The sequence below is a fragment of the Pseudomonas tohonis genome, assembly GCF_012767755.2.
Classification (GTDB): Bacteria; Pseudomonadota; Gammaproteobacteria; order Pseudomonadales; family Pseudomonadaceae; genus Metapseudomonas; species Metapseudomonas tohonis.
The window spans coordinates 6,243,583-6,264,861 of record NZ_AP023189.1 but is presented as its reverse complement, the minus strand read 5'-3'; the positions used below and the strand labels follow the sequence as shown (position 1 = coordinate 6,264,861).

The following is a 21,279-nucleotide window of genomic DNA, read 5'->3' as shown; positions in this document are numbered from 1 at the left end:
ATGTCCGAACGCACCCAGGAAATCGAGCTGCGCCTGCTGATCGAGGCGATCTACCTGAAGTACAGCTACGACTTCCGCGACTATTCGGGCGCGTCCCTCAAGCGTCGCGTGCTCTACGCCCTGCGCCAGTTCGACTGCGCCACCATCTCGGCGCTGCAGGAACGCATCATCCACGACGCCCAGGCATTCCACGAGCTGCTGCAGTACCTGACGATCCCGGTCAGCGAGATGTTCCGCGACCCCTCCTACTTCCTCGCCCTGCGCCAGGAAGTGGTGCCCATCCTGCGCACCTACCCCTCCATCAAGGTGTGGATCGCCGGCTGCAGCACCGGCGAGGAAGTGCACTCCCTGGCCATCCTGCTGCACGAGGAGGGGCTGCTGGAACGCACCCTGATCTATGCCACCGACATCAACCCGCAGTCCCTGGAGAAGGCCCGTCGCGGCATCTACTCCCTCGACGACATGCGCCAGTACAGCGAGAACTATCGCAAGGCGGGCGGGCGCGGGTCGCTGTCGGATTACTACACTGCGGCGTACGACGGCGCGCTGTTCGACAAGTCGCTGCGGGAGAACGTCACCTTCGCCGACCACAGCCTGGCGACCGACGCGGTGTTCTCCGAGACCCAGCTGATCTCCTGCCGCAACGTGCTGATCTATTTCAACAAGCAGCTGCAGGACCGGGCCCTTGGCCTTTTCCACGAATCGCTGTGCCACCGGGGCTTCCTCGGCCTGGGTAGCAAGGAGAGCCTGGACTTCTCCGCCTATTCCGGCCGCTTCGAAGCGCTCAACCGCCAGGAAAGGGTCTTCCGCAAACTATGAACGCGCAGAAGCGGGACGCAGTGGTGGTCGGGGCATCCGCCGGTGGCGTGGAGGCCTTGCTGACGGTATTCAGCGGGCTGCCCGCCGGCTACGGCCTGCCGCTGGTCTGCGTGCTGCACCTGCCGGAATCCCGCGACAGCCTGTTGGCCGACCTGTTCGGCCGGCGCCTGGCGCTGCGCGTCAAGGAGGCCCAGGACAAGGAGGACCTGCGCCCCGGCACGCTGTACTTCGCACCGCCCGGCTATCACCTGTCGATCGAGAGCGACCACAGTTTCTCCCTGAGTCGCGAGGAGCCGCTGCATTATTCGCGGCCTTCGATCGACGTGCTGTTCGAGTCGGCAGCGGACAGCTACCAGGAGCGGCTGGTGGGCGTGCTGCTCACCGGTGCCAACCAGGACGGTGCCGCCGGGCTCGCCGCGATCAAGCGCGCCGGCGGCCTGAGCATCGTCCAGGACCCGGCCGAGGCGCAGGTGCCCACCATGCCCGAAGCTGCCCTGGCCTCTCACGTGCCCGACTACATTCTTCCGTTGCGCGGCATTCGCGCACTCCTGGCCCAACTGGACCCCTCCCATGCCGACTAGCCAAACGAGCAAGCTGCTGATCGTCGACGATCTGCCGGAAAACCTTCTGGCGCTGGAGGCGTTGATCAAGGGCGAGGGGCGCGAGGTGTACAAGGCCGGCTCCGCCGACGAGGCGCTGGCGCTGCTGCTGGAGCACGAGTTCGCCCTGGCCATCCTCGACGTGCAGATGCCGGGCATGAACGGCTTCGAGCTGGCCGAGCTGATGCGCGGCACGGAGAAGACCAAGCACATCCCCATCGTCTTCGTCAGCGCTGCCGGGCGCGAACTCAACTACGCCTTCAAGGGCTACGAGAGCGGCGCGGTGGACTTCCTCTACAAGCCGCTGGACAACCATGCGGTGCGCAGCAAGGTGGCGGTGTTCGTCGAGCTGCACCGCCAGCGCAAGCTCATGGCCTGCCAGCTGGAGGCCCTGGAGCAGGGCCGCCGCGAGCAGGACGCCCTGCTGGCCGAGCTGCGCGCCACCCAGGCCGAGCTGCAGCGCGCGGTGCAGATGCGCGACGACTTCATGTCCATCGTCTCCCACGAGCTGCGCACGCCGCTCAACGGCCTGATCCTCGACACCCAGCTGCGCCAGATGTACCTGGCCAAGGGCAACTCGGCGGTCTTCACCGAGGACAAGCTCAAGGCCATGTTCGACCGCGACGAGCGCCAGATCAGGAGCCTGATCCGCCTGATCGAGGACATGCTCGACGTCTCGCGCATCCGCACCGGCAAGCTGTCCATCCGCCCCGAACGCACCGAGCTGGGGCGGCTGGTGCGCAACGTCACCGAGAACTTCGAGCAGCAGATGCAGAGCGCCGGCTGCGAGCTCGGCCTGGAGGTGGAAGGCGAGCTGCATGGCGTCTGGGACGCCTTCCGCATCGAGCAGGTGATCAGCAACCTGCTGAGCAACGCCCTGCGCTATGGGCCGGGCAAGCCGGTGCGGGTGCGGGTGCGGGCAGACGGAGGCGAGGCCTGGGTGGACGTGATCGACCAGGGCGTGGGCATCTCGCCGGCCGACCAGCGCCGCATCTTCCAGCAGTTCGAGCGGGTCAACGGCTCGGAGAAGATCGCCGGCCTCGGGCTCGGCCTGTACATCTCCGAACAGATCGTGGCGGCCCACGGCGGGCGCATCGACGTCGCCAGCGAGAAGGGCGAGGGTGCCACCTTCAGCCTGGTGCTGCCCCTGGGCTGAGGCCCCTCACTCCACCTGCGACTCGTCCGGGTCGCGCGGCTGCTCGCCATCGTCGCGGTCCGGGTCGACGGGCTCGGGGTCGCGTCCGGGCTTGTGCGGGTCCTGGTCCACGGGCAGGTCGTCTTTTCCGGTCATGGGGCACCTCCTGGGGTCATGCTGTTTCGAGCGTGACGAGTGCTGGCGCGTTCAGCTAAAAACCCAGGGTCTTCGTCGGATCAAGCGGCGGCTTGCCGCAGCGGGCTCCGTCAAGGGGTGGTGCGGCGTTGCGCAGCGTGCAGGACGCGGCGGCTTCTTCATTGAGTTTGCGCAGATGCTGTTCGCTAGCTTCGCGTAGGCAGTCCTGGAAGTGAGCTTCTCCCAGCGGTGTGTCGCGGATGGCCTGGGTGCGGGCGGCACAGCGTCGGGTGCGGGTCTCCAACCAGGCCTTGAACTGTTTCTGGTGCCGCATGCGTTGTTGCGTGGTTTCCCTGGACAGCAGTTGGTTGTGCCGTGCCTCCAACTGATCATCGACGAGTTGGCGGAGTTCGCGGGCGCAAGCGTTGGTCGCGGCTGACGAATCGCGCTGGATGCACAACGAGGGGGTATCGGCCCAGGCGAGAAGGGGGCACAGGCCACAAAGCAGGAGAGGGGCAAGGGTGCGCATGGAATGGCCTGTCGCTGAATATTCAGGCCTAAGAGTGGCGATGTGTAGGCGAGTTCCTGATGCTGAATCGCAGGCAACAAAAAACCCGCACTAGGCGGGTTTTTCGTTTGCTTTCAGCTGATGCCGGCACCACCTGAAAGCTTGAAGGTGGTGCCCAGGGACGGAATCGAACCGCCGACACGGGGATTTTCAATCCCCTGCTCTACCAACTGAGCTACCTGGGCAACGGGGCGCTATTAAACGGATTTCATCGGGGGTCGTCAAGCGTGTTTCGAAAAAAATTTTCAGCCTTTACGGGCGCTTACGCGCTCGGGGGGACGTAGCCGTCCGCCTTGGCGTATTCCTCGCCGGAGAAGAACTTGTCCATCTCGGCCTGGAGGAACTTGCGGTCCTCGGCGTTCATCATGTTCAGGCGTCGCTCGTTGATCAGCAGGGTCTGGTGCTTCTGCCATTCGTCCCAGGCTTGCCTGGAGACGTTGTTGAAGATGTCCTCGCCCTTGGCGCCGGGGTAGGGCGGGCGCTCGAGGCCGGGCAGCTCTTCGTTGTATTTGCGGCACTTGACGGTGCGGGTCATGGCTTTTCTCCTGCATTCAGTACATCGGCCGCGCGCTTGAGCAGCTTCTTCACCGGGGCGGCGAGGCCCAGGCGCGGCGGGGTGGCGAGGTTATACCAGAGCCAGTCGGCATCGGCCACGACGCCTTGGTCACCCTCCACGTGCACCAGCCAGGGCTCGATGGCCAGCTGGAAGTGGCTGAAGGTGTGCGTCAGCTCCGGCAGCGCCTTGCGCTCGCCCAGGCTCAGGGCGTGCTGGCTGGCGATGGGTTCGAGGGCGGCGAGGTCGTCCAGCTCCGGCAGGCTCCAGAGCCCGCCCCAGAGCCCGGTGGAGGGGCGACGGTAGAGCAGGATGGCGCCTTCGCGGTTGGCCAGGATGGGCATCAGGGTGCGCTTCTGCGGCAGTTCCTTGCGCGGCTTGGGGATCGGGTAGCGGATCTCCAGGCCGAGCAGGTGCGCCTGGCAGCCGCTCTGCAGCGGGCACAGCAGGCAGCTGGGCTTGCTGCGGGTACAGAGGGTGGCGCCCAGGTCCATCATCGCCTGGGTGTAGTTGTTCACGCGTTCGTGAGGCAGGAAGCGCTCGGCGACCGCCCACAGCTGCCTGGCGACCTTGGGCTCGCCCGGGTAGCCCTCCTGGGCGACGTAGCGGGCCAGCACGCGCTTGACGTTGCCGTCGAGGATCGGCGCGCGCAGGCCCATGGACAGGCTGGCGATGGCGCCGGCGGTGGAGCGGCCGATGCCGGGCAGCTCGGCGAGCTGCTCGACGTCACGGGGGAACTCGCCGCCGTGGCGTTCCATGACGATCTTCGCGGTCTTCTGCAGGTTGCGCGCGCGGGTGTAGTAGCCCAGGCCGGTCCACAGGTGCAGCACTTCGTCCTCGGGGGCTTCGGCCAAATCGCGCACGGTGGGCAGGGCGGCCATGAAGCGGTCGAAGTAGCCGAGCACGGTGCTGACCTGGGTCTGCTGCAGCATGATTTCGGAGACCCAGACGCGGTACGGGGTGATGCCGAGCTGCCAGGGCAGGTCATGGCGGCCATGGCGGTCGTACCAGTCGAGGACGGCGCTGGAGAACTGCTCGGGGCTCATCGCTTGAACAACCCCTTGAGTGCGTCCTTGAGTTCCGGGCTGACCTTGTCGCCGAGCTTCTCTTCGAGCTTCTCGCTGATCTTGTCGCCGGCCAGCCTGGCGGCGATCTTGCCCATGCCGTCCTTGTCCAGGCGGCAGGCCTTGGCGCCGATCTCCAGCGGGCCACGGCAGTGCAGCGGCCATTCGATGCCGACGTAGCGCTTGTTCACCTGGCAGGCCGGGTCGGGCATCTCGCCCTTGTCGCCCTCGATGACGATGCCTACGCGGTAGTCGAGGCCGAGCACGCGCAGGTCCACATCACCGTTGCCGCTCAGCGACAGGCCGGGGATGCGCGCCTTGAGGTCGGGGTTGCTGGCCACGCCGTTGTTGAACACCAGGCTGCCCTGCAACTGCTCGAAGGGGGTTTCCTTGCCGCTGTAGGTGGTGGTGAGGGCCTTGCGGTTGAGCGTGGCGATGCCCTGGCACAGCTGCTGTTCTAAGTTGGCGTCGAGCAGCGCGCCGTCGTTCAGGACGAAGCTGGCGGTGCCGTTGAGACCATCGACCCAGGCCTTCTGGCTGTTGCCGCTGGTGCGGATGTCGGCGGTGAGGTCCAGGGCGCCGCGTACCGGGGGCTTCTGTTCCAGGGCGGTGAGGATCTTCTCCACCGGGATGTGGTTGACGCGCTTCTGCGCGGTGATCAGCGGCACCGGCGGGCGCACGTCGAGGCTGGCCTTGGCGTCGAAGTCGCCGCCATAGAGGGCGCCACGCAGCTGTTCCAGTTCGACCAGGCCGCCCTTGCCGCGGGCCTTGAGGCGGGCGTCGCCCAGGGGCAGCTTGTCGAAGGTCAGCTGGCCGAAGGCGAGGTCGGCTTCCAGGTCGAGCTTGCGCAGGGTCTCCAGCGGCAGGACCGGTTCCTCGCTCCAGGCCTGCTGGGTGGGCTTGTCGGGCAGCGGCGTGGTGCCGGCTTGGCCGGCAGCGGCCACGGCGCCTTGCACTTCGGCCTGGCGGGCGCTGGCGTCCTTGTCCTTCTTCTGCGGCGGCAGGTAGCGGTCGAGGTCGAGCTTGTCGCCCTTGAGCTGCACGCGCAGGGCCTGCTTGTCGAGGTCGGCGATGGCCAGGCGGCCGCTGAAGGTGCTGTCGTCGAGCTTCAGGTTGAGCTGTTCCAGGGCGAGGCTGGTGGGCGTGCCGGCCAGCTTGGCGGCCATCTCGAATTTCTTCAGGGTGCCGGCGTCCTGCATGGGCGGCAGTTCGACGCCGAGCCCGGCGAGGAACTCGCGCAAATCGAGCTGGGCGATGGACAGGCCGCCTTCCAGGCGCGGGGTCTTGTCGAGGTCGTGGACCTTGAGTTCGCCGAGGGCGCGCAGCTGGTTGGCGGATAGCTTCAGGCCGTTCCACTCGGCGACGTTGGCGGCGAGGTCGGCCAGCAACTGGCCCTGGGCGTTGAAGGTGAGGGTCTTGCCCTTGAGCGGCTCGCCGGAGGCTTCGCCGTTGAGCCTGGCGTCTTCGAGCTGGTAGCGCTTGAGGGCGCGGTCGAAGCGCAGGTTGGCGGCCAGTTCGGTCTTGGCGCGCATCAGCGGCTGGTTGCTGCCGAAGAAGGCGGTGAGCTTGAACGGGATGCTGGCGGCTTCGCGGATGGCGCCGGTGGTCAGCTCGATGCTTTCGGCGCTGTACTGCTTGCCGGTCTTGGCATCGGTGTAGTCGACGCGGGCGTTGTTCACCGTGAGGCTGTCGATGTCCAGCTTCAGCGGGCGTGCCGGGGCGCTGTCGGGCTGCTGGGCCGGGGTATCGCCCGGGGCGCCCGGCTTGGTGGCGTCGGCGGGGGCGGCCTGGGTAGCCTGGGCCGGGCGGCCGATGTCTTCCCAGTTGCCGTGGCCCTTCTCGTCGCGCACCAGGGTCAGGTTGAGGCCCTCGACGCGGATGTCGCTCATCTGCACTTCCTTGCGCAGCAGCGGCAGCACGCGCACGGAGAGGCCGAGCATCTGCAGGTCGGCGAAGGGCTTGTCCGGGCTGGCGGCGCTGGCCAGGGTGGTGTCGTGCAGCTCAAGGCCCAGCCAGGGGAACAGGCTCCAGCCGATGTCGCCCTTGAGGTCGAGTTCCAGGTTGGCCTTGTCGCGGGCGATCTGGCGGATCTCGTCCTTGTAGTCGTTGGGGTCGAACAGGTGGGTCAGGGCGAAGCCCAGCGCCACGACGATCAGCAACAGTCCGAGGAGAAGGAGGCCCAGGAGTTTGCCGATGGATTTCATGGACGAGTCCTTGTGGTGGATGCATTTGGATTGAGGGCGCCGAGTATAGCGCCCGCGAGGTCAGGTGTTTGGATGATGAAATCGCCCGGCGGTTCACCGGCTGCCCGGCGGACCTGGCGCGCGTCGCACCACCGTTTGGCGCGAGCGGCCGGGAAGGGCGGCGTGGCGCTGATCTAGTCTGGCCGTCACCGGTATGACGATGACGAGGTGCCCATGAACGTGGCGGTGCTGGCCTTCCCGCTCTACATCCTGCTGATGCTGCTGGAGCTCGCCTACGAGCGGTATTCCGGCCGCTCCACCTATCGCCTGGCGGATGCCGCCACCAGCATCAACACCGCCGTGCTGCGGGTGTTGCTGGAGGGGCCGCTGCGCCTGTTGCTGGTGCTGCCCTATGCCTGGCTCTACGAGCACGGGCGGCTGCTGGAGCTGGATGCGGCCTCGCCCTGGGTCTGGCTGGGGGGCTTCGTCGCGGTGGATTTCTGCTTCTACTGGGCCCATCGCACCCTGCATCGCTACAACCTGCTGTGGGGCGCGCACCAGCCGCACCATTCCAGCGAGGACTTCAACCTGTCCACCGCGCTGCGCAAGGGGGCCTTCCAGACCGCCTTCGACTGGCCCTTCTACCTGCCCCTGGCGCTGCTCGGGCTGCCATTGCCGCTGTTCCTGGTGCTGCTGGGCGTGCAGCTCACCTACCAGTTCTGGATCCACAGCCAGCACGTGGGGCGCCTCGGCTGGCTGGAGAAGGTGCTGGTGACGCCGTCGCTGCACCGCGTCCACCACGGGCAGAACGATTGCTACATCGATCGCAACCACGGTGGCGTGTTCATCCTCTGGGACAAGCTGTTCGGCACCTTCACCGAGGAGCGCGAGCCGGTGATCTACGGCGTGACCACGCCGGTGCGCACCTTCGACCCGATCCGCCTGCAGTTCAGCTGGTGGCGGCTGCTCTGGGCCGACGCCCGGGCGACGCGCTCCTGGTGGGACAAGCTGCGCCTGTGGTGGATGCCTACCGGCTGGCGCCCGGCGGATGTGCGCGAACGGCCCTGGCCTGCGATGACCGAGGAGCGCTTCGAGGCCAGCTACCCCCGCCAGCTGGTGGCCTACGCCTTCGTGCAGTTCCTGGCGATCAACCTGCTGGCGCTGGGGTTTCTCGCCTGCGTGCGCCGCGCGGCGGTGTGGGAGCCCTGGCTGCTTGTGCTTGCGATCCTCTCCGGCTGCCTGAGCCTGGGGTTGCTGTTCGAGGGGCGCGGCCACCTGTGGCGAGTCGAGGCGATGCGCCTGGTGGCGATGGCCGGGCTGGCCATGGGCTGGGCCGCCTGGCTGGCGCCGGGGTACTGGTGGCTGGCTGTGGCGCTGGCGGGGCTGTGCCTGGGCAGCCTCGCCTGGCTGGGGTGGCTGGGCCGCGCGACGGAGGGCGCCGCGACGGCCTGAGGCTCAGAGGCCGACCAGCGGCAGGTGGGTGCGGGCGGCCAGGGCCTGGCTTTCCAGGTGGTCGGCGGGGGCTGCCAGCTGCAGCTCGCAGCCGGCTTCAAGGGCCATGCGCCGGGCTTCGTCGAGCAGGCGCCGGGCCACGCCACGCTGGCGGGTGATGGCACGGACGCACAGGTGCGAGAGCTGCCAGTGCCTTTCGCCTCGGCGCAGCAGCGCGGCACCGAGCAGGCGATCGTTGAAGCGGCCGGTGATCAGGCTGCCTTCTGCCAGCGCGGATGTGACCAGGTGCTCAGTCCCGGCAAAAGGTGCGAACAGCCAATCGGGGGCGTCGGCGTAGATGCGGGCGAGGTCGTTCCTGTCCTGATCGCTGATCGTGCTGGGGGTTTCGACGATGACGGGCATGCGAGTCCTTATTGAGGCGCGGGCGGTGACGGCGGGATAATACGCGACGCAATGCCGCAGTCTCGTGGGACTTGCGGTTTTGCGTGTGGCCCGTGCTTGGGGAGCAACCAGTTTCGTACGGGCCGCCCACCTGCGTGCACCTATAAAGGATAAATAATCAATGAGCAGTACCTTGAGTCCGGGCAGCGACGCCCGGCCGGCGTTCCTGTCGAAGGAACGGACGGTGGCCCGACAGGGCTTCAACCGCTGGCTGGTTCCGCCGGCAGCCCTCGCCATCCACCTCTGCATCGGCATGGCCTACGGTTTCTCCGTGTTCTGGCTGCCCCTGTCCAAGGCCATCGGCATCAGCGCGCCGGTCGCCTGTGCCCCCGAGCTGGGCTTCTTCGCCCAGGTCTTCGCCAGCGATTGCGACTGGCAGATCTCGATGCTCGGCTGGATCTACACCCTGTTCTTCATTTTCCTCGGCTGCTCGGCCGCCATCTGGGGCGGCTGGCTGGAGCATGCCGGGCCGCGCAAGGCGGGCCTGGTCTCGGCCTTCTGCTGGTGCGGCGGCCTGCTGATCGCGGCGTTCGGCGTCTACATCCACCAGATCTGGCTGATGTGGGTGGGCCTGGGCGTGATCGGCGGCATCGGCCTCGGCCTCGGCTACATCTCGCCGGTATCGACCCTGATCAAGTGGTTCCCGGACAAGCGCGGCATGGCCACCGGCATGGCGATCATGGGCTTCGGCGGTGGCGCGATGGTCGGTGCGCCCCTGGCCGCCGAGCTGATGAACCACTTCGCCAGCGCTGAAAGCGTCGGCGTGTGGCAGAGCTTCGTGGTCATGGCGGCGATCTACTTCGTCTTCATGGTCGGTGGCGCCCTGGCCTACCGCGTGCCGCCGACCGGCTGGAAGCCCAAGGGCTGGACCGCGCCGGTGAAACGCGTCAACAACGCGATGATCACCAAGGGCCACGTCCACGTGAACACCGCGTGGAAGACCCCGCAGTTCTGGCTGGTCTGGGCGGTGCTGTGCCTCAACGTCTCCGCCGGCATCGGCATCATCGGCATGGCCTCCCCGCTGCTGCAGGAAGTCTTCGCCGGCAAGCTGATCGGCAACCACCTGAGCTTCAACCAGCTCGACGCCGCGCAGCTGGCGCAGATCGCCGCCATCGCGGCGGGCTTCACCGGCCTGCTGAGCCTGTTCAACATCGGTGGCCGCTTCTTCTGGGCGTCCTTCTCCGACCTGATCGGCCGCAAGGCGACCTACTTCGTGTTCTTCGCCCTCGGCTTCGTGCTCTACGCGCTGGTGCCCTGGACCGGTCACCTGGGCAGCGTCGCGTTCTTCGTGTTCTGCTTCTGCCTGATCCTGTCCATGTACGGCGGCGGCTTCGCCACCGTGCCGGCCTACCTGGCGGACCTGTTCGGCACCCAGATGGTCGGCGCCATCCACGGTCGCCTGCTGACCGCCTGGGCCTTCGCCGGCATCCTCGGCCCGGTGCTGGTGAACTACATCCGCGAATACCAGCTGAGCATCGGCGTCGAGCGCGCTGCGGCGTACGACATCACTCTGTACATCCTCGCCGGCCTGCTGGTGCTGGGCTTCATCTGCAACATGCTGGTGCGCCCGGTCGATCCGAAGCACTTCATGACCGACGCCGAACTGGCCGCCGAGCGCGCCATCGGCCATGACGCCAGCAAGGAAGCCGCGGACCTCGAGTGGGCGGCCGATCCGTCCAGCAAGCCGCTGGTCATCGCCGCCTGGCTGGCCGTAGGCCTGCCGCTGGCCTGGGGCGTGTGGATCACCCTGCAGAAGACAGCCGCGCTGTTCAGCTGAGTGCCACGCCTGTGAATCGCCGGGGCCGACATCATGTCGGCCCCGTGCGTTTCAGCCCTCCTGCAGTCCTCCCGCCGATCGGCTTCAAGCCCGTCGCATTCTCGGCCTATAATGTCGCCCCTTTTGCCCAATGATTTTTGCGGAGCTGGTGATGGCCGAACGTAAGGCATCCGTCGAACGCAACACCCTGGAGACCCAGATCAAGGTCTCGATCAACCTGGATGGCACTGGCAAGGCGCGCTTCGACATCGGCGTGCCCTTCCTCGAGCACATGCTCGACCAGATCGCCCGCCATGGGCTGATCGACCTGGACATCGAGTGCAAGGGTGATCTGCATATAGACGACCACCACACCGTCGAGGACGTCGGTATCACCCTCGGCCAGGCCTTCGCCCAGGCCATCGGCGACAAGAAGGGCGTCGTCCGCTACGGCCACTCCTACGTGCCGCTGGACGAAGCGCTGTCGCGCGTGGTGATCGACTTCTCCGGTCGCCCCGGCCTGCAGATGCACGTGCCCTTCACCCGCGCCGTGGTCGGCGGCTTCGATGTCGACCTGTTCCAGGAGTTCTTCCAGGGCTTCGTCAACCATGCCCTGGTGACCCTGCACATCGACAACCTGCGTGGCCACAACACCCACCACCAGATCGAGACCGTGTTCAAGGCCTTCGGCCGCGCGCTGCGCATGGCCATCGAGCTCGACCCGCGCATGGCCGGCCAGATGCCTTCCACCAAGGGCGTGCTCTGATGCAGACGGTCGCTGTCATCGATTACGGCATGGGCAACCTGCACTCGGTTGCCAAGGCCCTGGAACACGTGGGCGCCGGGCGGGTGATGGTCACCAGCGACGCCAACGTCATCCGCGAGGCCGACCGCGTGGTCTTCCCCGGCGTGGGTGCGATCCGCGACTGCATGGCCGAGATCCGCCGCCTGGGCTTCGACGAACTGGTGCGCGAAGTGAGCAGGGACCGTCCCTTTCTCGGCATCTGCGTCGGCATGCAGGCGCTGCTGGAGCACAGCGAGGAGAACGGCGGGGTCGACTGCATCGGCCTGTTCCCCGGCAAGGTGCGCTTCTTCGGCAAGGGCATGGTGGAGGACGGCGAGCACCTGAAGGTGCCGCACATGGGCTGGAACGAAGTGGCACGTACCCTCGACCACCCGCTCTGGCACGGCATTCCCGATCACGGCCGCTTCTATTTCGTGCACAGCTACTACATCGAGGCCGGCAACCCGCGCCAGGTGGCCGGTCGCGGCCACTACGGCAAGGATTTCGCCGCCGCGCTGGCCGAAGGCTCGCGCTTCGCCGTGCAGTTCCACCCAGAGAAGAGCCACACCAACGGCCTGCAGCTGCTGCAGAACTTCGCCGCCTGGGATGGCCGCTGGTAAGCCATGAGCCGCGCGAAGAAAGCCCCCGTCCTGCAACTCGATGCCGCCCAGACGCAAGGCGCCGTGCTGGCGATCAAGCGTTTCATGGCGGAGCGCTTCGAGCTGGAGCTGGGCTCCTTCGAGGCCGAGGAAGTACTGGATTTCTTCGCCCGGGAATTCGCCCCGAGTTTCTACAACAAGGCGATCTTCGATGTGCAGGCGCACCTGAAAGACAGGTTCGAAAGCATCGAGAGCGATTTGTGGGCGCTCGAAAAAGGTAGCTGAAAGCGACAGGCAGCCAAGCTGCAAGAGACACGAATGCGCCTGCTTGCAGCTTGAGGCTCGCAACTTGTCGCTCTTTCTGACGTTAGGAAAAAAGACATGCTGATTATTCCCGCAATCGATCTGAAGGACGGTGCCTGCGTGCGCTTGCGCCAGGGCCGCATGGAAGATTCCACGGTGTTCTCCGATGACCCGGTGAGCATGGCCGCCAAGTGGGTGGAGGGTGGCTGCCGCCGCCTGCACCTGGTGGACCTGAACGGCGCCTTCGAAGGCCAGCCGGTGAACGGTGAGGTGGTCACCGCCATCGCCAGGCGCTACCCGAACCTGCCGATCCAGATCGGCGGCGGCATCCGCTCCCTGGAAACCATCGAGCACTACGTCAAGGCCGGCGTCAGCTACGTGATCATCGGCACCAAGGCGGTGAAGCAGCCGGAATTCGTCACCGAGGCGTGCAAGGCCTTCCCGGGCAAGGTCATCGTCGGCCTGGACGCCAAGGACGGCTTCGTCGCCACCGACGGCTGGGCCGAGGTCAGCACCGTGCAGGCCGTGGACCTGGCCCGTCGCTTCGAGGCCGATGGCGTCTCCGCCATCGTCTACACCGACATCGCCAAGGACGGGATGATGCAGGGCTGCAACGTCGAGGCCACCGCGGCCCTGGCCGCCGCCAGCCGCATCCCGGTGATCGCCTCCGGCGGCATCCACAACCTGGGTGACATCGAGAAGCTGCTGTCCGCCAAGGCCCCCGGCATCATCGGCGCTATCACCGGTCGCGCCATCTACGAAGGCACCCTGGATGTCGCCGAGGCCCAGGCCTTCTGCGACGCAGCGACAGGCGGCAAGCCTTAAGCGACACGTAACGGTGCTGCTGGCCCTGGCTCGCTCTTGAAGCCTGCCGCTTGCAGCCTGCAGCTGTTTTTCGGAGAAAAAGAATGGCCCTGGCTAAACGCATCATCCCCTGCCTCGACGTGGACAACGGTCGCGTGGTCAAGGGCGTGAAGTTCGAGAACATCCGCGACGCCGGCGATCCGGTGGAGATCGCCCGTCGCTACGACGAGCAGGGCGCGGACGAGATCACCTTCCTCGACATTACCGCCAGCGTCGATGGCCGCGACACCACCCTGCACACGGTGGAGCGCATGGCCAGCCAGGTGTTCATCCCGCTGACCGTGGGCGGTGGCGTGCGCACCGTGCAGGACATCCGCAACCTGCTCAACGCCGGGGCCGACAAGGTCTCGATCAACACCGCCGCGGTGTTCAACCCCGAGTTCGTCGGCGAGGCCGCCGCGCGTTTCGGTTCCCAGTGCATCGTGGTCGCCATCGATGCGAAGAAGGTTTCCGCGCCCGGGGAAACGCCGCGCTGGGAAATTTTCACCCACGGCGGGCGCAAGCCCACCGGCCTGGATGCCGTGGCCTGGTCGAAGAAGATGGAAGAGCTGGGTGCCGGCGAGATCCTCCTGACCAGCATGGACCAGGACGGCGTGAAGAGCGGCTACGACCTCGGCGTCACCCGGGCCATCAGCGAAACCGTCGGCATCCCGGTGATCGCCTCCGGTGGCGTGGGCAACCTGGAGCACCTGGCGGCCGGCATTCTCGAAGGCAAGGCCGACGCGGTCCTCGCGGCGAGCATCTTCCACTTCGGCGAATTCACCGTGCCGGAAGCCAAGGCCTATCTCGCAAGTCGCGGCATCGTCGTGCGTTGAGCACGATTCTTGCCTTTAATTGAGCTTCGGCTGCAACCGTGATCCGGTTCGCAGCCTGGGCGGCTGACGTCGTTACCCTGTACCCACGGGGACCGAATCAGCGGTTTTTCCCATCCCTCCTTACAAGGTAGTTGTATATGTCGAAACGCCTCCTGCTCGCTCTGGCGGGCACTCTCATGGTGCTGGCCGGATTCGCCCGCGCCGATGTGGATGAGAATTACTCGGTGGTGCTGCTGACGGAGAATTTCCCGCCCTACAACATGGCGATCAACGGAAAGAACTTCGCTCAGGAAGACAACGTCGACGGCATCGCCGTGGACGTGGTGAAGGAAATGTTCAAGCGCGCGGGCATCAAGTACAACCTGACCCTGCGCTTCCCCTGGGACCGCATCTACAAGCTGGCGCTGGAGAAGCCCGACTACGGCATCTTCGTCACCGCCCGCCTGCCGGAGCGCGAGCAGTCCTTCAAGTGGGTCGGCCCCATCGGCCCCGACGACTGGGTCCTGCTCGCCCGTGGCGACAGCACCATCAGCCTCACCAGCCTGGAGCAGGCCAAGCAATACAAGGTCGGCGCCTACAAGGGCGATGCCATCTCCCAGGCCCTGGCCGAGAAAGGCATCGAGGCCACCACCTCCCTGCGTGACCAGGAAAACGCCAAGAAGCTGGAGAAGGGCCAGATCGACCTCTGGGCCACCGGTGACCCCGCCGGCCGCTACCTGGCCAAGCAGGAAGGCGTCTCGGGCCTGAAGACCGTGCTGCGTTTCAACAAGGCCGAGCTGTTCCTGGCGCTGAACAAGGAGACCCCCGACGAGGTGGTCAAGCGCCTGCAGGACGCGCTGGACAAGATGCGCGCCGAGGGCCTGGTCGACCAGATCCTCAACAGCTACCTGTGATACCCAGCGACCGGCCAAGAGCCGGTCGCTTGCCATTGGATGGCAGGACGGGGCGATCCATACGTCCGTGGGCCGAGGCCCATGCAGGGAAGTCGCTAGCCATAACCACAAATTCAAGCGAGCGGATGACAATGCACAAACTGATGAGAAACGCCCTGACCCTGGGCCTGATGTTCCTAGCCTTCGGGGCCCGCGCCGAGCTTCCGGCCGACTACAAGGTCGTGCTGCTGACCGAGAACTTCCCGCCCTTCAACATGGCGGTGGACGACAAGAACTTCGCCCGCGACGACGGCATCGACGGCATCAGCACCGATATCGTCCGCGAGATGTTCAAGCGCGCGAACATCGAATACACCCTCACCCTGCGCTTCCCCTGGGACCGGCTGTATCGCCTGACCCTGGACAAGCCCAACTACGGCCTGTTCTCCACCACCTTCACCCCCGAGCGCCAGCCGCTGTTCAAATGGGTCGGCCCCGTCGCCAAGACCGGCTGGGTGCTGCTCGCCGCTCCGGGCAACAACATCGCCCTCAAGGACCTGAAGAGCGCCGGCCAGTACCGCATCGGCGCCTACAAGAACGACGCCGTGAGCCAGCACCTGGAAAGCCAGGGCCTGTCCCCGCAGAACGCCCTGCGTGACCAGGAGAACGTGAAGAAGCTGATCAAGGGCCAGATCGACCTGTGGGCCACCACCGACCCGGTCGGCCGCTACCTGGCCAAGCAGGAAGGCGTCACCGGCCTGCAGACCGTGCTGCGCTTCAATGATGCCGAGCTGTACCTGGCGTTCAACAAGGACACCCCGGACGAGGTGATCGAGCGCCTGCAGAAGGCCCTCGACCAGATGCGCGCCGATGGCTTCGTCGACGAAGTGACCAAGAACTACCTGTGATCCCGCCTGCCGCCACCCACCCAGCAGGGTGGGTGGCGCTTGCACCGTTCTGGTGCGTTGACGTTCTGTCGACCAGGCCCCGCATGCACGCGGGCTGCCCATTACCCATGAACACCTTCATGCAGAGCCGTTCCGGCAGGATTCGCCGTGCGCGTTAGTCCAGGCGGTAGCTGTGGATGCGCTTGTCCGGGTTGACGTCGTACCAGTCGCCTTCCGCCCAGAACACCCGGTCGGTGCGCGGGTCCAGTCCCTGCACGCCCAGGTAGCCTTCGATGGCGAGGCGGCTCCAGCTCCGGCCCCAGTCCCGTGAATAGAACACCGCGTCGGAGGAAATGGTCGCCGGCTCGCCATCGGCCGTGGGGTAGAGCCACAGGGGGACGCTGTAGCTGCTGTCGGTATTGGCCAGCAGCACCCCCTTGCCGATGCTGAACCCGCGCAGGCCGGTACTGGAGGGCAGTGGCCAGAACGGGCTGGGCAGGCTACCCCGGGGTTGCCAGGTGAGGGTCTGCCGGTCCAGTTCGGCGACCTGGGTGGCTTCGTCCCCCTCGCGCTCGATCACCGCGATCACGCGCTCGTCGTCGTTGCCCACCACCTCGTCCAGGTGCAGGCCGTACTCCCGCTCCAGCGGCTCCATCTGCCACTGGCCGCCGTCACGTACCAGGCGGGCCTTGCTGGTGACGAACACCGGGGTGGTGAGGTACTTGCCGTCGGGCTCGCCGTAGAGGAAGGACTGCGAGACCCAGATCGCCGCGTGCTGGTCGTCGAACTGCTGGACATAGCTTGTGATGCGGCCGTACTCGCCGTTGTAGTCGCCCCAGTTGACGCCTTCCGGTGCGCGGCTGCGGATGGCGTCGAGGCTGACCAAGAGGTCGTCGCTGGCGATGATCGCCTCGCGGGTCGCGCCCTGGTCGGGCGAGTAGTAGAGGCCGCCGCGCAGGTTCTCGGGCTCGCCATAGGCGCTGCCGCTCTGCGGCAGGCTGGCCCAGGCCCATACCTGCTGGTTGTCGAAGAAGTAGGGCTCGAGCGACCAGGCCAGGTCGTTGGCTTCGGCCAGCAGGCCCTGTTCCAGGGGTGCCCAGCTGGTGCCCTGGTCGTCGCTGCGCAGGACCACCGTCTGCCGGATGTCCGCCTGCTGCGCATCCTCGGGGCGGTTGACGCCGGTGAGCAGGTAGAGGGTGTCGCCATCGGGCGTCGCCACCAGGCAGGCGGTTTCGCCGAGGTGGGCGACCTGGACGAATTCACCTTTGTCGTCGAGCCGTGACAGGTAGGTGGTCTGCGGGTCGCTGGACAAGCCGCCGCCGAAGAGGCCGCCGAAGCCCGAGGGTTCCTCGTCGTCCTGTTCGGCAGCGTTGCCGCGGATCAGGGCATCGAGGTCGATGCCGGGCTGGCCTTCGGTCTTTTCCGCGCGGTCCATGCGGCCGACCAGCCAGGTGTTCTTCGGTGTCGCTAGCACGCCGGTGCAGTATTGCTGCCGGGCCCGCTGCTCGACGCGGCTGGTGGTGCCCACGACTGCTTCGCCCGGGCTGGCGCCGCCGAGTTCCAGCTTGGCGCTGACGATGATCCAGAGGTAGCCCGTTGGCACCACGGCGGCGATGACGAACGCCAGGATGACGAGGGCCTTGATCAGGGATTGGCGACGGGGCATGGAACGGCATCCTTGCGGGAGAAGCGCTGAAGCCTAAGGACTCGACGTCCGTTTGCCCAGCCGCTGCGCCGGGGAACATGCACTGGCGCACGCCGATTCAGCGGTAGACGCCGCCCTTGCCGTGAGCCGCCATGGCGCGGTTGCTGCGCAGGGCGATCATCTGCTGCACCCCGATCAGCTCGAAGCCCTGCGCCTTCAGGCGTGGCAGCTCGCGTTCGAGCAACGCCAGGGTGGCGGGGTGGGGGTGGCCGATCATCACCGCCGAGCCCTGCTTGCGGGCGAGCTTGAGGGCGGCTTCGAACTGCGCGGCGATGGCTTCGGGGCGCATGTCGTCGTCGAGGAAGACGTCCCGCGAGAGGCTCGCCAGGCCGATCTTCTGTGCTTCGGCGGCGGCCACGGTGGCGGCGCTGGTGCGGCTGTCGATGAAGAAACGGTGATCGCCCTGCAGGCGGTGCATCAGCCAGGCCATGGCCTGGGGCTGGGCGGTCATGCGGCTGCCCATGTGGTTGTTCAGGCCCTGGGCGTGGGGCACTACGCGCAAGGCGGCGTCGAGGCGCCGCTGCAGTTCGTCCACCGGCATGCCCGGGTGCCAGGCGAAGGGGCCGCCGGCCGGGTCCATGGGCAGGTGCAGCATCACCGTCTTGCCGGCGGCGTGGGCGGTGTTGGCCAGCTGGGTGGCGTGGGGCGCGTCGGGGATGATCGACAGGGCCACCGGGCCGGGCAGGGCGAGCACGCGGCGATCGCGCTCGGGCGTCTGGCCGAGGTCGTCGATCACCAGGGTCAGGCGTGGACGCTGGCGGCTGTCGAGCGGGGTGGCCGGAGCGGGGGAGGCGGTCTTCGCCGGCCTGTCGGCCCGGGCGGGCGGTGTTGCCGGGCCTGGGTTGGAAGGGGCGGTGGGCGAGGCAGTGGCCGGCTGCTCGGGGCCGAGTCTCAAGGGGCCGGGCTGGATGGGCAGCGCCGGGGTGGGCGCCGCCTGCTCCGGCGCCGCGAGGGGCAGCCGGGGCAGGGGCGGAAGGGGATCGCGGGCCTGGATCGCCGACGCGCCGAGCAGCAGCGCCAGCAGCCAGGCTCCCCGGCTCACCTCAATCCCCGCGGGTGACGTTCAGGCCCTTGAGCAGGTTCAGCGCCTGGTTCAACTGGTAGTCGTCGTCCTGCGGGCGGGCCTGGGCGGCCTTGGCCTTGCCGGAGCTGGGCTTGTCGGCGCCACCGTTGCCGTTGCCGAGGTGGCCGGCGAGGTCGGCTTCCTTGAAGTTTTCGCTGTCCTGCTCGCGGGTCACCTTGGCGCGGGCCACTTCCACGTCGGGGACGATGCCCTGGGCCTGGATGGAGCGGCCGTTGGGGGTGAAGTAGAGCGCGGTGGTGAGCTTCAGGGCGCGGTCGTTGTTCAGCGGCAGCACGGTCTGTACCGAGCCCTTGCCGAAGCTGTCGGTGCCCATTAGCACGCCACGCTTGTGGTCCTGCAGGGCGCCGGCGACGATCTCGGCCGCCGAGGCGCTGCCGCCGTTGATCAGCACCACCAGCGGTACGCCTTCGCTGGCGTCGGCCGGGTCGGCGGAGAAGCGCAGCTCGGAGTTGGCGATGCGGCCCTTGGTGTAGACGATCAGGCCCTTGGTGAGGAAGTGGTCGGCCACCTCCACCGCGGACTGCAGCACGCCGCCGGGGTTGTTGCGCAGGTCGAGGACCAGGCCGGCGAGTTTCTTGTCGCCGTTGTCCTTGCGCAGCTTGGCCAGCGCCTTGCCCACTTCCTCGCCGGTGTTGACCTGGAACTGGGTGATGCGGATGTAGCCGTAGTTCTTGTCCAGCAGCTGGCTCTTGACGCTCTTGACCTTGATCACCGCGCGCTTGAGCTCGACATCGAAGGGCTGGCCGCCCTCGCGTACCAGGGTCAGCACGATGGGGCTGCCGGCCTTGCCGCGCATCTTGTCCACGGCTTCCATCATCGACAGGCCCTTGGTCGGCTGGCCGTCGATCTTGACGATCAGGTCGCCCGGCTGGATGCCGGCCTTGGAGGCGGGGGTGTCGTCGATGGGCGAGACGACCTTGATGAAGCCGTCCTCGGTGCCCACTTCGATGCCCAGGCCGCCGAACTCGCCGCTGGTGCTTTCCTGCAGCTCCTGGAACGCCTCGGGCTCCAGGTACGCGGAGTGCGGGTCGAGGTTGCTGAGCATGCCCTTGATGGCGTTCTCCAGCAGGGTCTTGTCGTCCACCGGTTCGACGTAGGCGGATTTGATCCGGTCCAGCACCTCGGCGAAGGTGCGCAGCTCGTCCAGGGGCAGCGGTGCCTTGCCGTTCGCCGCCGGCGCCGGCGCCGTCGCTGCGGGCTCCTGGGCGGCGGAGGCGAGCGATGCACCGCCGAGCAGCGCCAGGGCCATGGCCAGGGAGGTAAGGCGGGACAGATGCGGCATGCGAATCAACTCCTACGGAATGAAGTGGCGCTTATCCTTGCGCCCGGCACCACTGCGCGGGGTCGCTGGGGCGGCCCTGCTGGCGGATGGCGAAATACAACGCGGGCGTATCCTGCCCGCCACTGGTGCCGACGGTGGCGATGGACTCCCCCGCCTTGACGATGTCGCCGGCATTTTTCAACAGGCTCTGGTTGTGGCCGTACAGGCTCAGGAAGCCGTTGCCGTGGTCGAGGATGACCAACAGCCCCGCGCCGCGCAACCAGTCGGCGAAGACCACGCGGCCCCCATGCACGGCGCGCACCTGGCTGCCTGCGGCGGCGCCGATCAGCACGCCGTCCCACTTAGTTCGTGCGTCTTCGCCGCGAGGAGTTCCAAATCTCGCAACGAGACGGCCATCGACCGGCCAGGGCAGCTTGCCCCGAGCACTGGCGAAGGGGCCGCCGAAGTTGCCGCCGGTGCTCGAAACCAGGGGGCCGGAAAGGGATTTGGCGGCGGCCGGGGAGCGCTTGAGCTCGTCTTCCTGGCGCTGCCGTTCGGCCAGTTCGCGCTTGCGTGCCTCTTCGGCCTCGCGGGCCTGGCGGGCGAGGGTTTCCTCGATGGTCTTGAGCACGCGGCCCAGCTCGGCCTGCTCCTGCTGGCGGGCCTTGAGCTTCTGGTCGCGGTCGGTCACGTCGCGGTTGAGCTTGGCCAGGGCCAGCTGGCGCTCCTTGCGCAGGCCGGCGAGCTGCTCGCGGCGGCCGTCCAGGGCGCTCTTCTGCTCGACGAGCGCGGCCTGCTGGCTGGCGATGTCGCGCTCGACGTTGGCCAGTTGGCGCAGGGTCTCGTTGAAGGCGTCGAGCTGCTCCAGGCGGGCCTGGCTGAGGTAGTCGTAGTAGGTGAGGGTGCGGGCGAATTTCTCGGGGTGCTGCTGGTTGAGCAGCAGCTTGAGGTATTCCTGCTGGCCACTCTGGTAGGCGGCGCGCGCCTGGATGCCGATCAGCCTCTGCTGTTCAAGGCGCGCGCCCTGGAGCTTTTTTTTCTCCTGGTCCAGGCGCCTCACTTCGCCTTCTCCCTTGTCGAGTTCCTGTTGCAGGTCCTTGACCTGCTTTTCCAGCTGGCCCATCTCCGATTCGGTTTTCTTCAGGTCCGCCTGCACGCCGGACTTCTCCTCCTGCAGCTGCTTGAGGAGTTTCTTGAGTTCGGTGACGTCCTTGGCGGCCTGGTCCAGCTGTTGCTGGGTCTGCGCGCGCTCGTCGGCGACGGCCGGCGCGAGCAGGCAGGCAAGGAGAATGAGGGTGAGGGCGCGAAACATGGGGGCGTGCGGCACCAGGGAAGAAGACGGGCCTAGTATGCCCGTCGCGCTCGGCAAAAAAAACGCCCCGAAGCCTGAGCTGCGGGGC

22 protein-coding genes and 1 tRNA gene are annotated in these 21,279 nt (G+C 67.0%); 12 read left to right on the top strand and 11 right to left on the bottom strand.

Annotated features, from left to right (window positions below):
• From HSX14_RS28690 to HSX14_RS28680, 3 genes are read left to right on the top strand one after another with little or no spacing between them, the layout of a single operon-like run.
• Entirely contained in the window at positions 1–819 is an 819-nt protein-coding gene (locus HSX14_RS28690) for a CheR family methyltransferase (protein ID WP_173170951.1), read from the top strand.
• Positions 816–1,400: a chemotaxis protein CheB gene (locus HSX14_RS28685; protein WP_173170955.1), complete on the top strand. Its 585-nt coding sequence runs from the start codon at positions 816–818 to the stop codon at positions 1,398–1,400. The genes HSX14_RS28690 and HSX14_RS28685 overlap by 4 nt, the downstream gene beginning before the upstream one ends.
• A complete protein-coding gene (locus tag HSX14_RS28680; RefSeq protein WP_173170958.1) occupies positions 1,390–2,574 on the top strand; it encodes a hybrid sensor histidine kinase/response regulator in 1,185 nt (394 codons plus the stop codon). Before HSX14_RS28685 ends, HSX14_RS28680 begins: the two co-directional genes overlap by 11 nt.
• Positions 2,575–2,580: 6 nt before the next feature.
• Here HSX14_RS28680 and HSX14_RS31450 read toward each other — a convergent pair whose 3' ends face one another.
• The 6 genes from HSX14_RS31450 to HSX14_RS28655 all read right to left on the bottom strand — a co-directional run bounded on the left by HSX14_RS31450 (position 2,581) and on the right by HSX14_RS28655 (position 7,077).
• The gene (locus tag HSX14_RS31450; RefSeq protein ID WP_274384357.1) at positions 2,581–2,709 is read right to left on the bottom strand and encodes a hypothetical protein; all 129 of its coding nucleotides are present in this window, start codon (positions 2,707–2,709) and stop codon (positions 2,581–2,583) included.
• A gap of 55 nt (positions 2,710–2,764) precedes the next feature.
• Positions 2,765–3,217 (bottom strand): lysozyme inhibitor LprI family protein, encoded by a 453-nt coding sequence (locus HSX14_RS28675; RefSeq protein ID WP_173170961.1) that lies wholly within the window; start codon positions 3,215–3,217, stop codon positions 2,765–2,767.
• A gap of 148 nt (positions 3,218–3,365) precedes the next feature.
• Positions 3,366–3,441 (bottom strand) — tRNA-Phe (locus tag HSX14_RS28670).
• 77 nt (positions 3,442–3,518) lie between these two features.
• The gene (locus tag HSX14_RS28665; protein ID WP_173170964.1) at positions 3,519–3,791 is read right to left on the bottom strand and encodes an oxidative damage protection protein; all 273 of its coding nucleotides are present in this window, start codon (positions 3,789–3,791) and stop codon (positions 3,519–3,521) included.
• Positions 3,788–4,855 carry an A/G-specific adenine glycosylase gene (mutY, locus tag HSX14_RS28660; RefSeq protein ID WP_173170966.1) on the bottom strand — a complete coding sequence of 356 codons (1,068 nt, stop codon included), beginning with the start codon at positions 4,853–4,855 and terminating at the stop codon, positions 3,788–3,790. The genes HSX14_RS28665 and mutY overlap by 4 nt, the downstream gene beginning before the upstream one ends.
• Positions 4,852–7,077: an AsmA family protein gene (locus HSX14_RS28655; RefSeq protein ID WP_173170968.1), complete on the bottom strand. Its 2,226-nt coding sequence runs from the start codon at positions 7,075–7,077 to the stop codon at positions 4,852–4,854. The genes mutY and HSX14_RS28655 overlap by 4 nt, the downstream gene beginning before the upstream one ends.
• 213 nt (positions 7,078–7,290) lie before the next feature.
• Between HSX14_RS28655 and HSX14_RS28650 the strand changes: the two genes are divergently transcribed.
• On the top strand, positions 7,291–8,508 hold the full coding sequence (locus tag HSX14_RS28650) for a sterol desaturase family protein (RefSeq protein WP_173170970.1): 1,218 nt from the start codon (positions 7,291–7,293) through the stop codon (positions 8,506–8,508).
• A gap of 3 nt (positions 8,509–8,511) precedes the next feature.
• Here HSX14_RS28650 and HSX14_RS28645 read toward each other — a convergent pair whose 3' ends face one another.
• Positions 8,512–8,910 carry an acetyl-CoA sensor PanZ family protein gene (locus HSX14_RS28645; protein ID WP_173170972.1) on the bottom strand — a complete coding sequence of 133 codons (399 nt, stop codon included), beginning with the start codon at positions 8,908–8,910 and terminating at the stop codon, positions 8,512–8,514.
• A gap of 160 nt (positions 8,911–9,070) precedes the next feature.
• Between HSX14_RS28645 and HSX14_RS28640 the strand changes: the two genes are divergently transcribed.
• The 8 genes from HSX14_RS28640 (at position 9,071) to HSX14_RS28605 (ending at position 15,850) form a co-directional block, all read left to right on the top strand.
• Positions 9,071–10,726 (top strand): OFA family MFS transporter, encoded by a 1,656-nt coding sequence (locus HSX14_RS28640; protein WP_173170974.1) that lies wholly within the window; start codon positions 9,071–9,073, stop codon positions 10,724–10,726.
• A gap of 151 nt (positions 10,727–10,877) precedes the next feature.
• Positions 10,878–11,471, top strand: coding sequence for an imidazoleglycerol-phosphate dehydratase HisB (gene hisB / locus HSX14_RS28635; RefSeq protein ID WP_111260742.1), 594 nt, complete (start codon positions 10,878–10,880; stop codon positions 11,469–11,471).
• Positions 11,471–12,109, top strand: a complete 639-nt coding sequence (hisH, locus tag HSX14_RS28630) for an imidazole glycerol phosphate synthase subunit HisH (protein WP_111260741.1) — start codon at positions 11,471–11,473, stop codon at positions 12,107–12,109. The genes hisB and hisH overlap by 1 nt, the downstream gene beginning before the upstream one ends.
• A gap of 3 nt (positions 12,110–12,112) precedes the next feature.
• Positions 12,113–12,373 carry a DUF2164 domain-containing protein gene (locus tag HSX14_RS28625; protein ID WP_173170977.1) on the top strand — a complete coding sequence of 87 codons (261 nt, stop codon included), beginning with the start codon at positions 12,113–12,115 and terminating at the stop codon, positions 12,371–12,373.
• Between the two features lie 96 nt (positions 12,374–12,469).
• Entirely contained in the window at positions 12,470–13,216 is a 747-nt protein-coding gene (hisA, locus tag HSX14_RS28620; RefSeq protein WP_173170980.1) for a 1-(5-phosphoribosyl)-5-[(5-phosphoribosylamino)methylideneamino]imidazole-4-carboxamide isomerase, read from the top strand.
• Between the two features lie 83 nt (positions 13,217–13,299).
• A complete protein-coding gene (gene hisF / locus HSX14_RS28615; RefSeq protein ID WP_111260738.1) occupies positions 13,300–14,070 on the top strand; it encodes an imidazole glycerol phosphate synthase subunit HisF in 771 nt (256 codons plus the stop codon).
• A 137-nt stretch (positions 14,071–14,207) separates the two neighbouring features.
• A complete protein-coding gene (locus HSX14_RS28610) occupies positions 14,208–14,963 on the top strand; it encodes a substrate-binding periplasmic protein (protein ID WP_173170984.1) in 756 nt (251 codons plus the stop codon).
• A 131-nt stretch (positions 14,964–15,094) separates the two neighbouring features.
• Complete coding sequence (locus HSX14_RS28605; protein ID WP_111260736.1) at positions 15,095–15,850, top strand: substrate-binding periplasmic protein; 756 nt, start codon at positions 15,095–15,097, stop codon at positions 15,848–15,850.
• 154 nt (positions 15,851–16,004) lie between these two features.
• Here HSX14_RS28605 and HSX14_RS28600 read toward each other — a convergent pair whose 3' ends face one another.
• The 4 genes from HSX14_RS28600 to HSX14_RS28585 form a co-directional block, all read right to left on the bottom strand.
• Positions 16,005–17,495, bottom strand: a complete 1,491-nt coding sequence (locus tag HSX14_RS28600; protein WP_173170987.1) for a hypothetical protein — start codon at positions 17,493–17,495, stop codon at positions 16,005–16,007.
• Positions 17,496–17,592: 97 nt separating this feature from the next.
• On the bottom strand, positions 17,593–18,279 hold the full coding sequence (locus tag HSX14_RS28595; protein ID WP_228723651.1) for a divergent polysaccharide deacetylase family protein: 687 nt from the start codon (positions 18,277–18,279) through the stop codon (positions 17,593–17,595).
• A 298-nt stretch (positions 18,280–18,577) separates the two neighbouring features.
• The gene (locus tag HSX14_RS28590) at positions 18,578–19,900 is read right to left on the bottom strand and encodes a S41 family peptidase (protein ID WP_173170990.1); all 1,323 of its coding nucleotides are present in this window, start codon (positions 19,898–19,900) and stop codon (positions 18,578–18,580) included.
• A gap of 31 nt (positions 19,901–19,931) precedes the next feature.
• Complete coding sequence (locus tag HSX14_RS28585) at positions 19,932–21,191, bottom strand: murein hydrolase activator EnvC family protein (RefSeq protein ID WP_173170993.1); 1,260 nt, start codon at positions 21,189–21,191, stop codon at positions 19,932–19,934.
• Positions 21,192–21,279 lie beyond the last annotated feature (88 nt).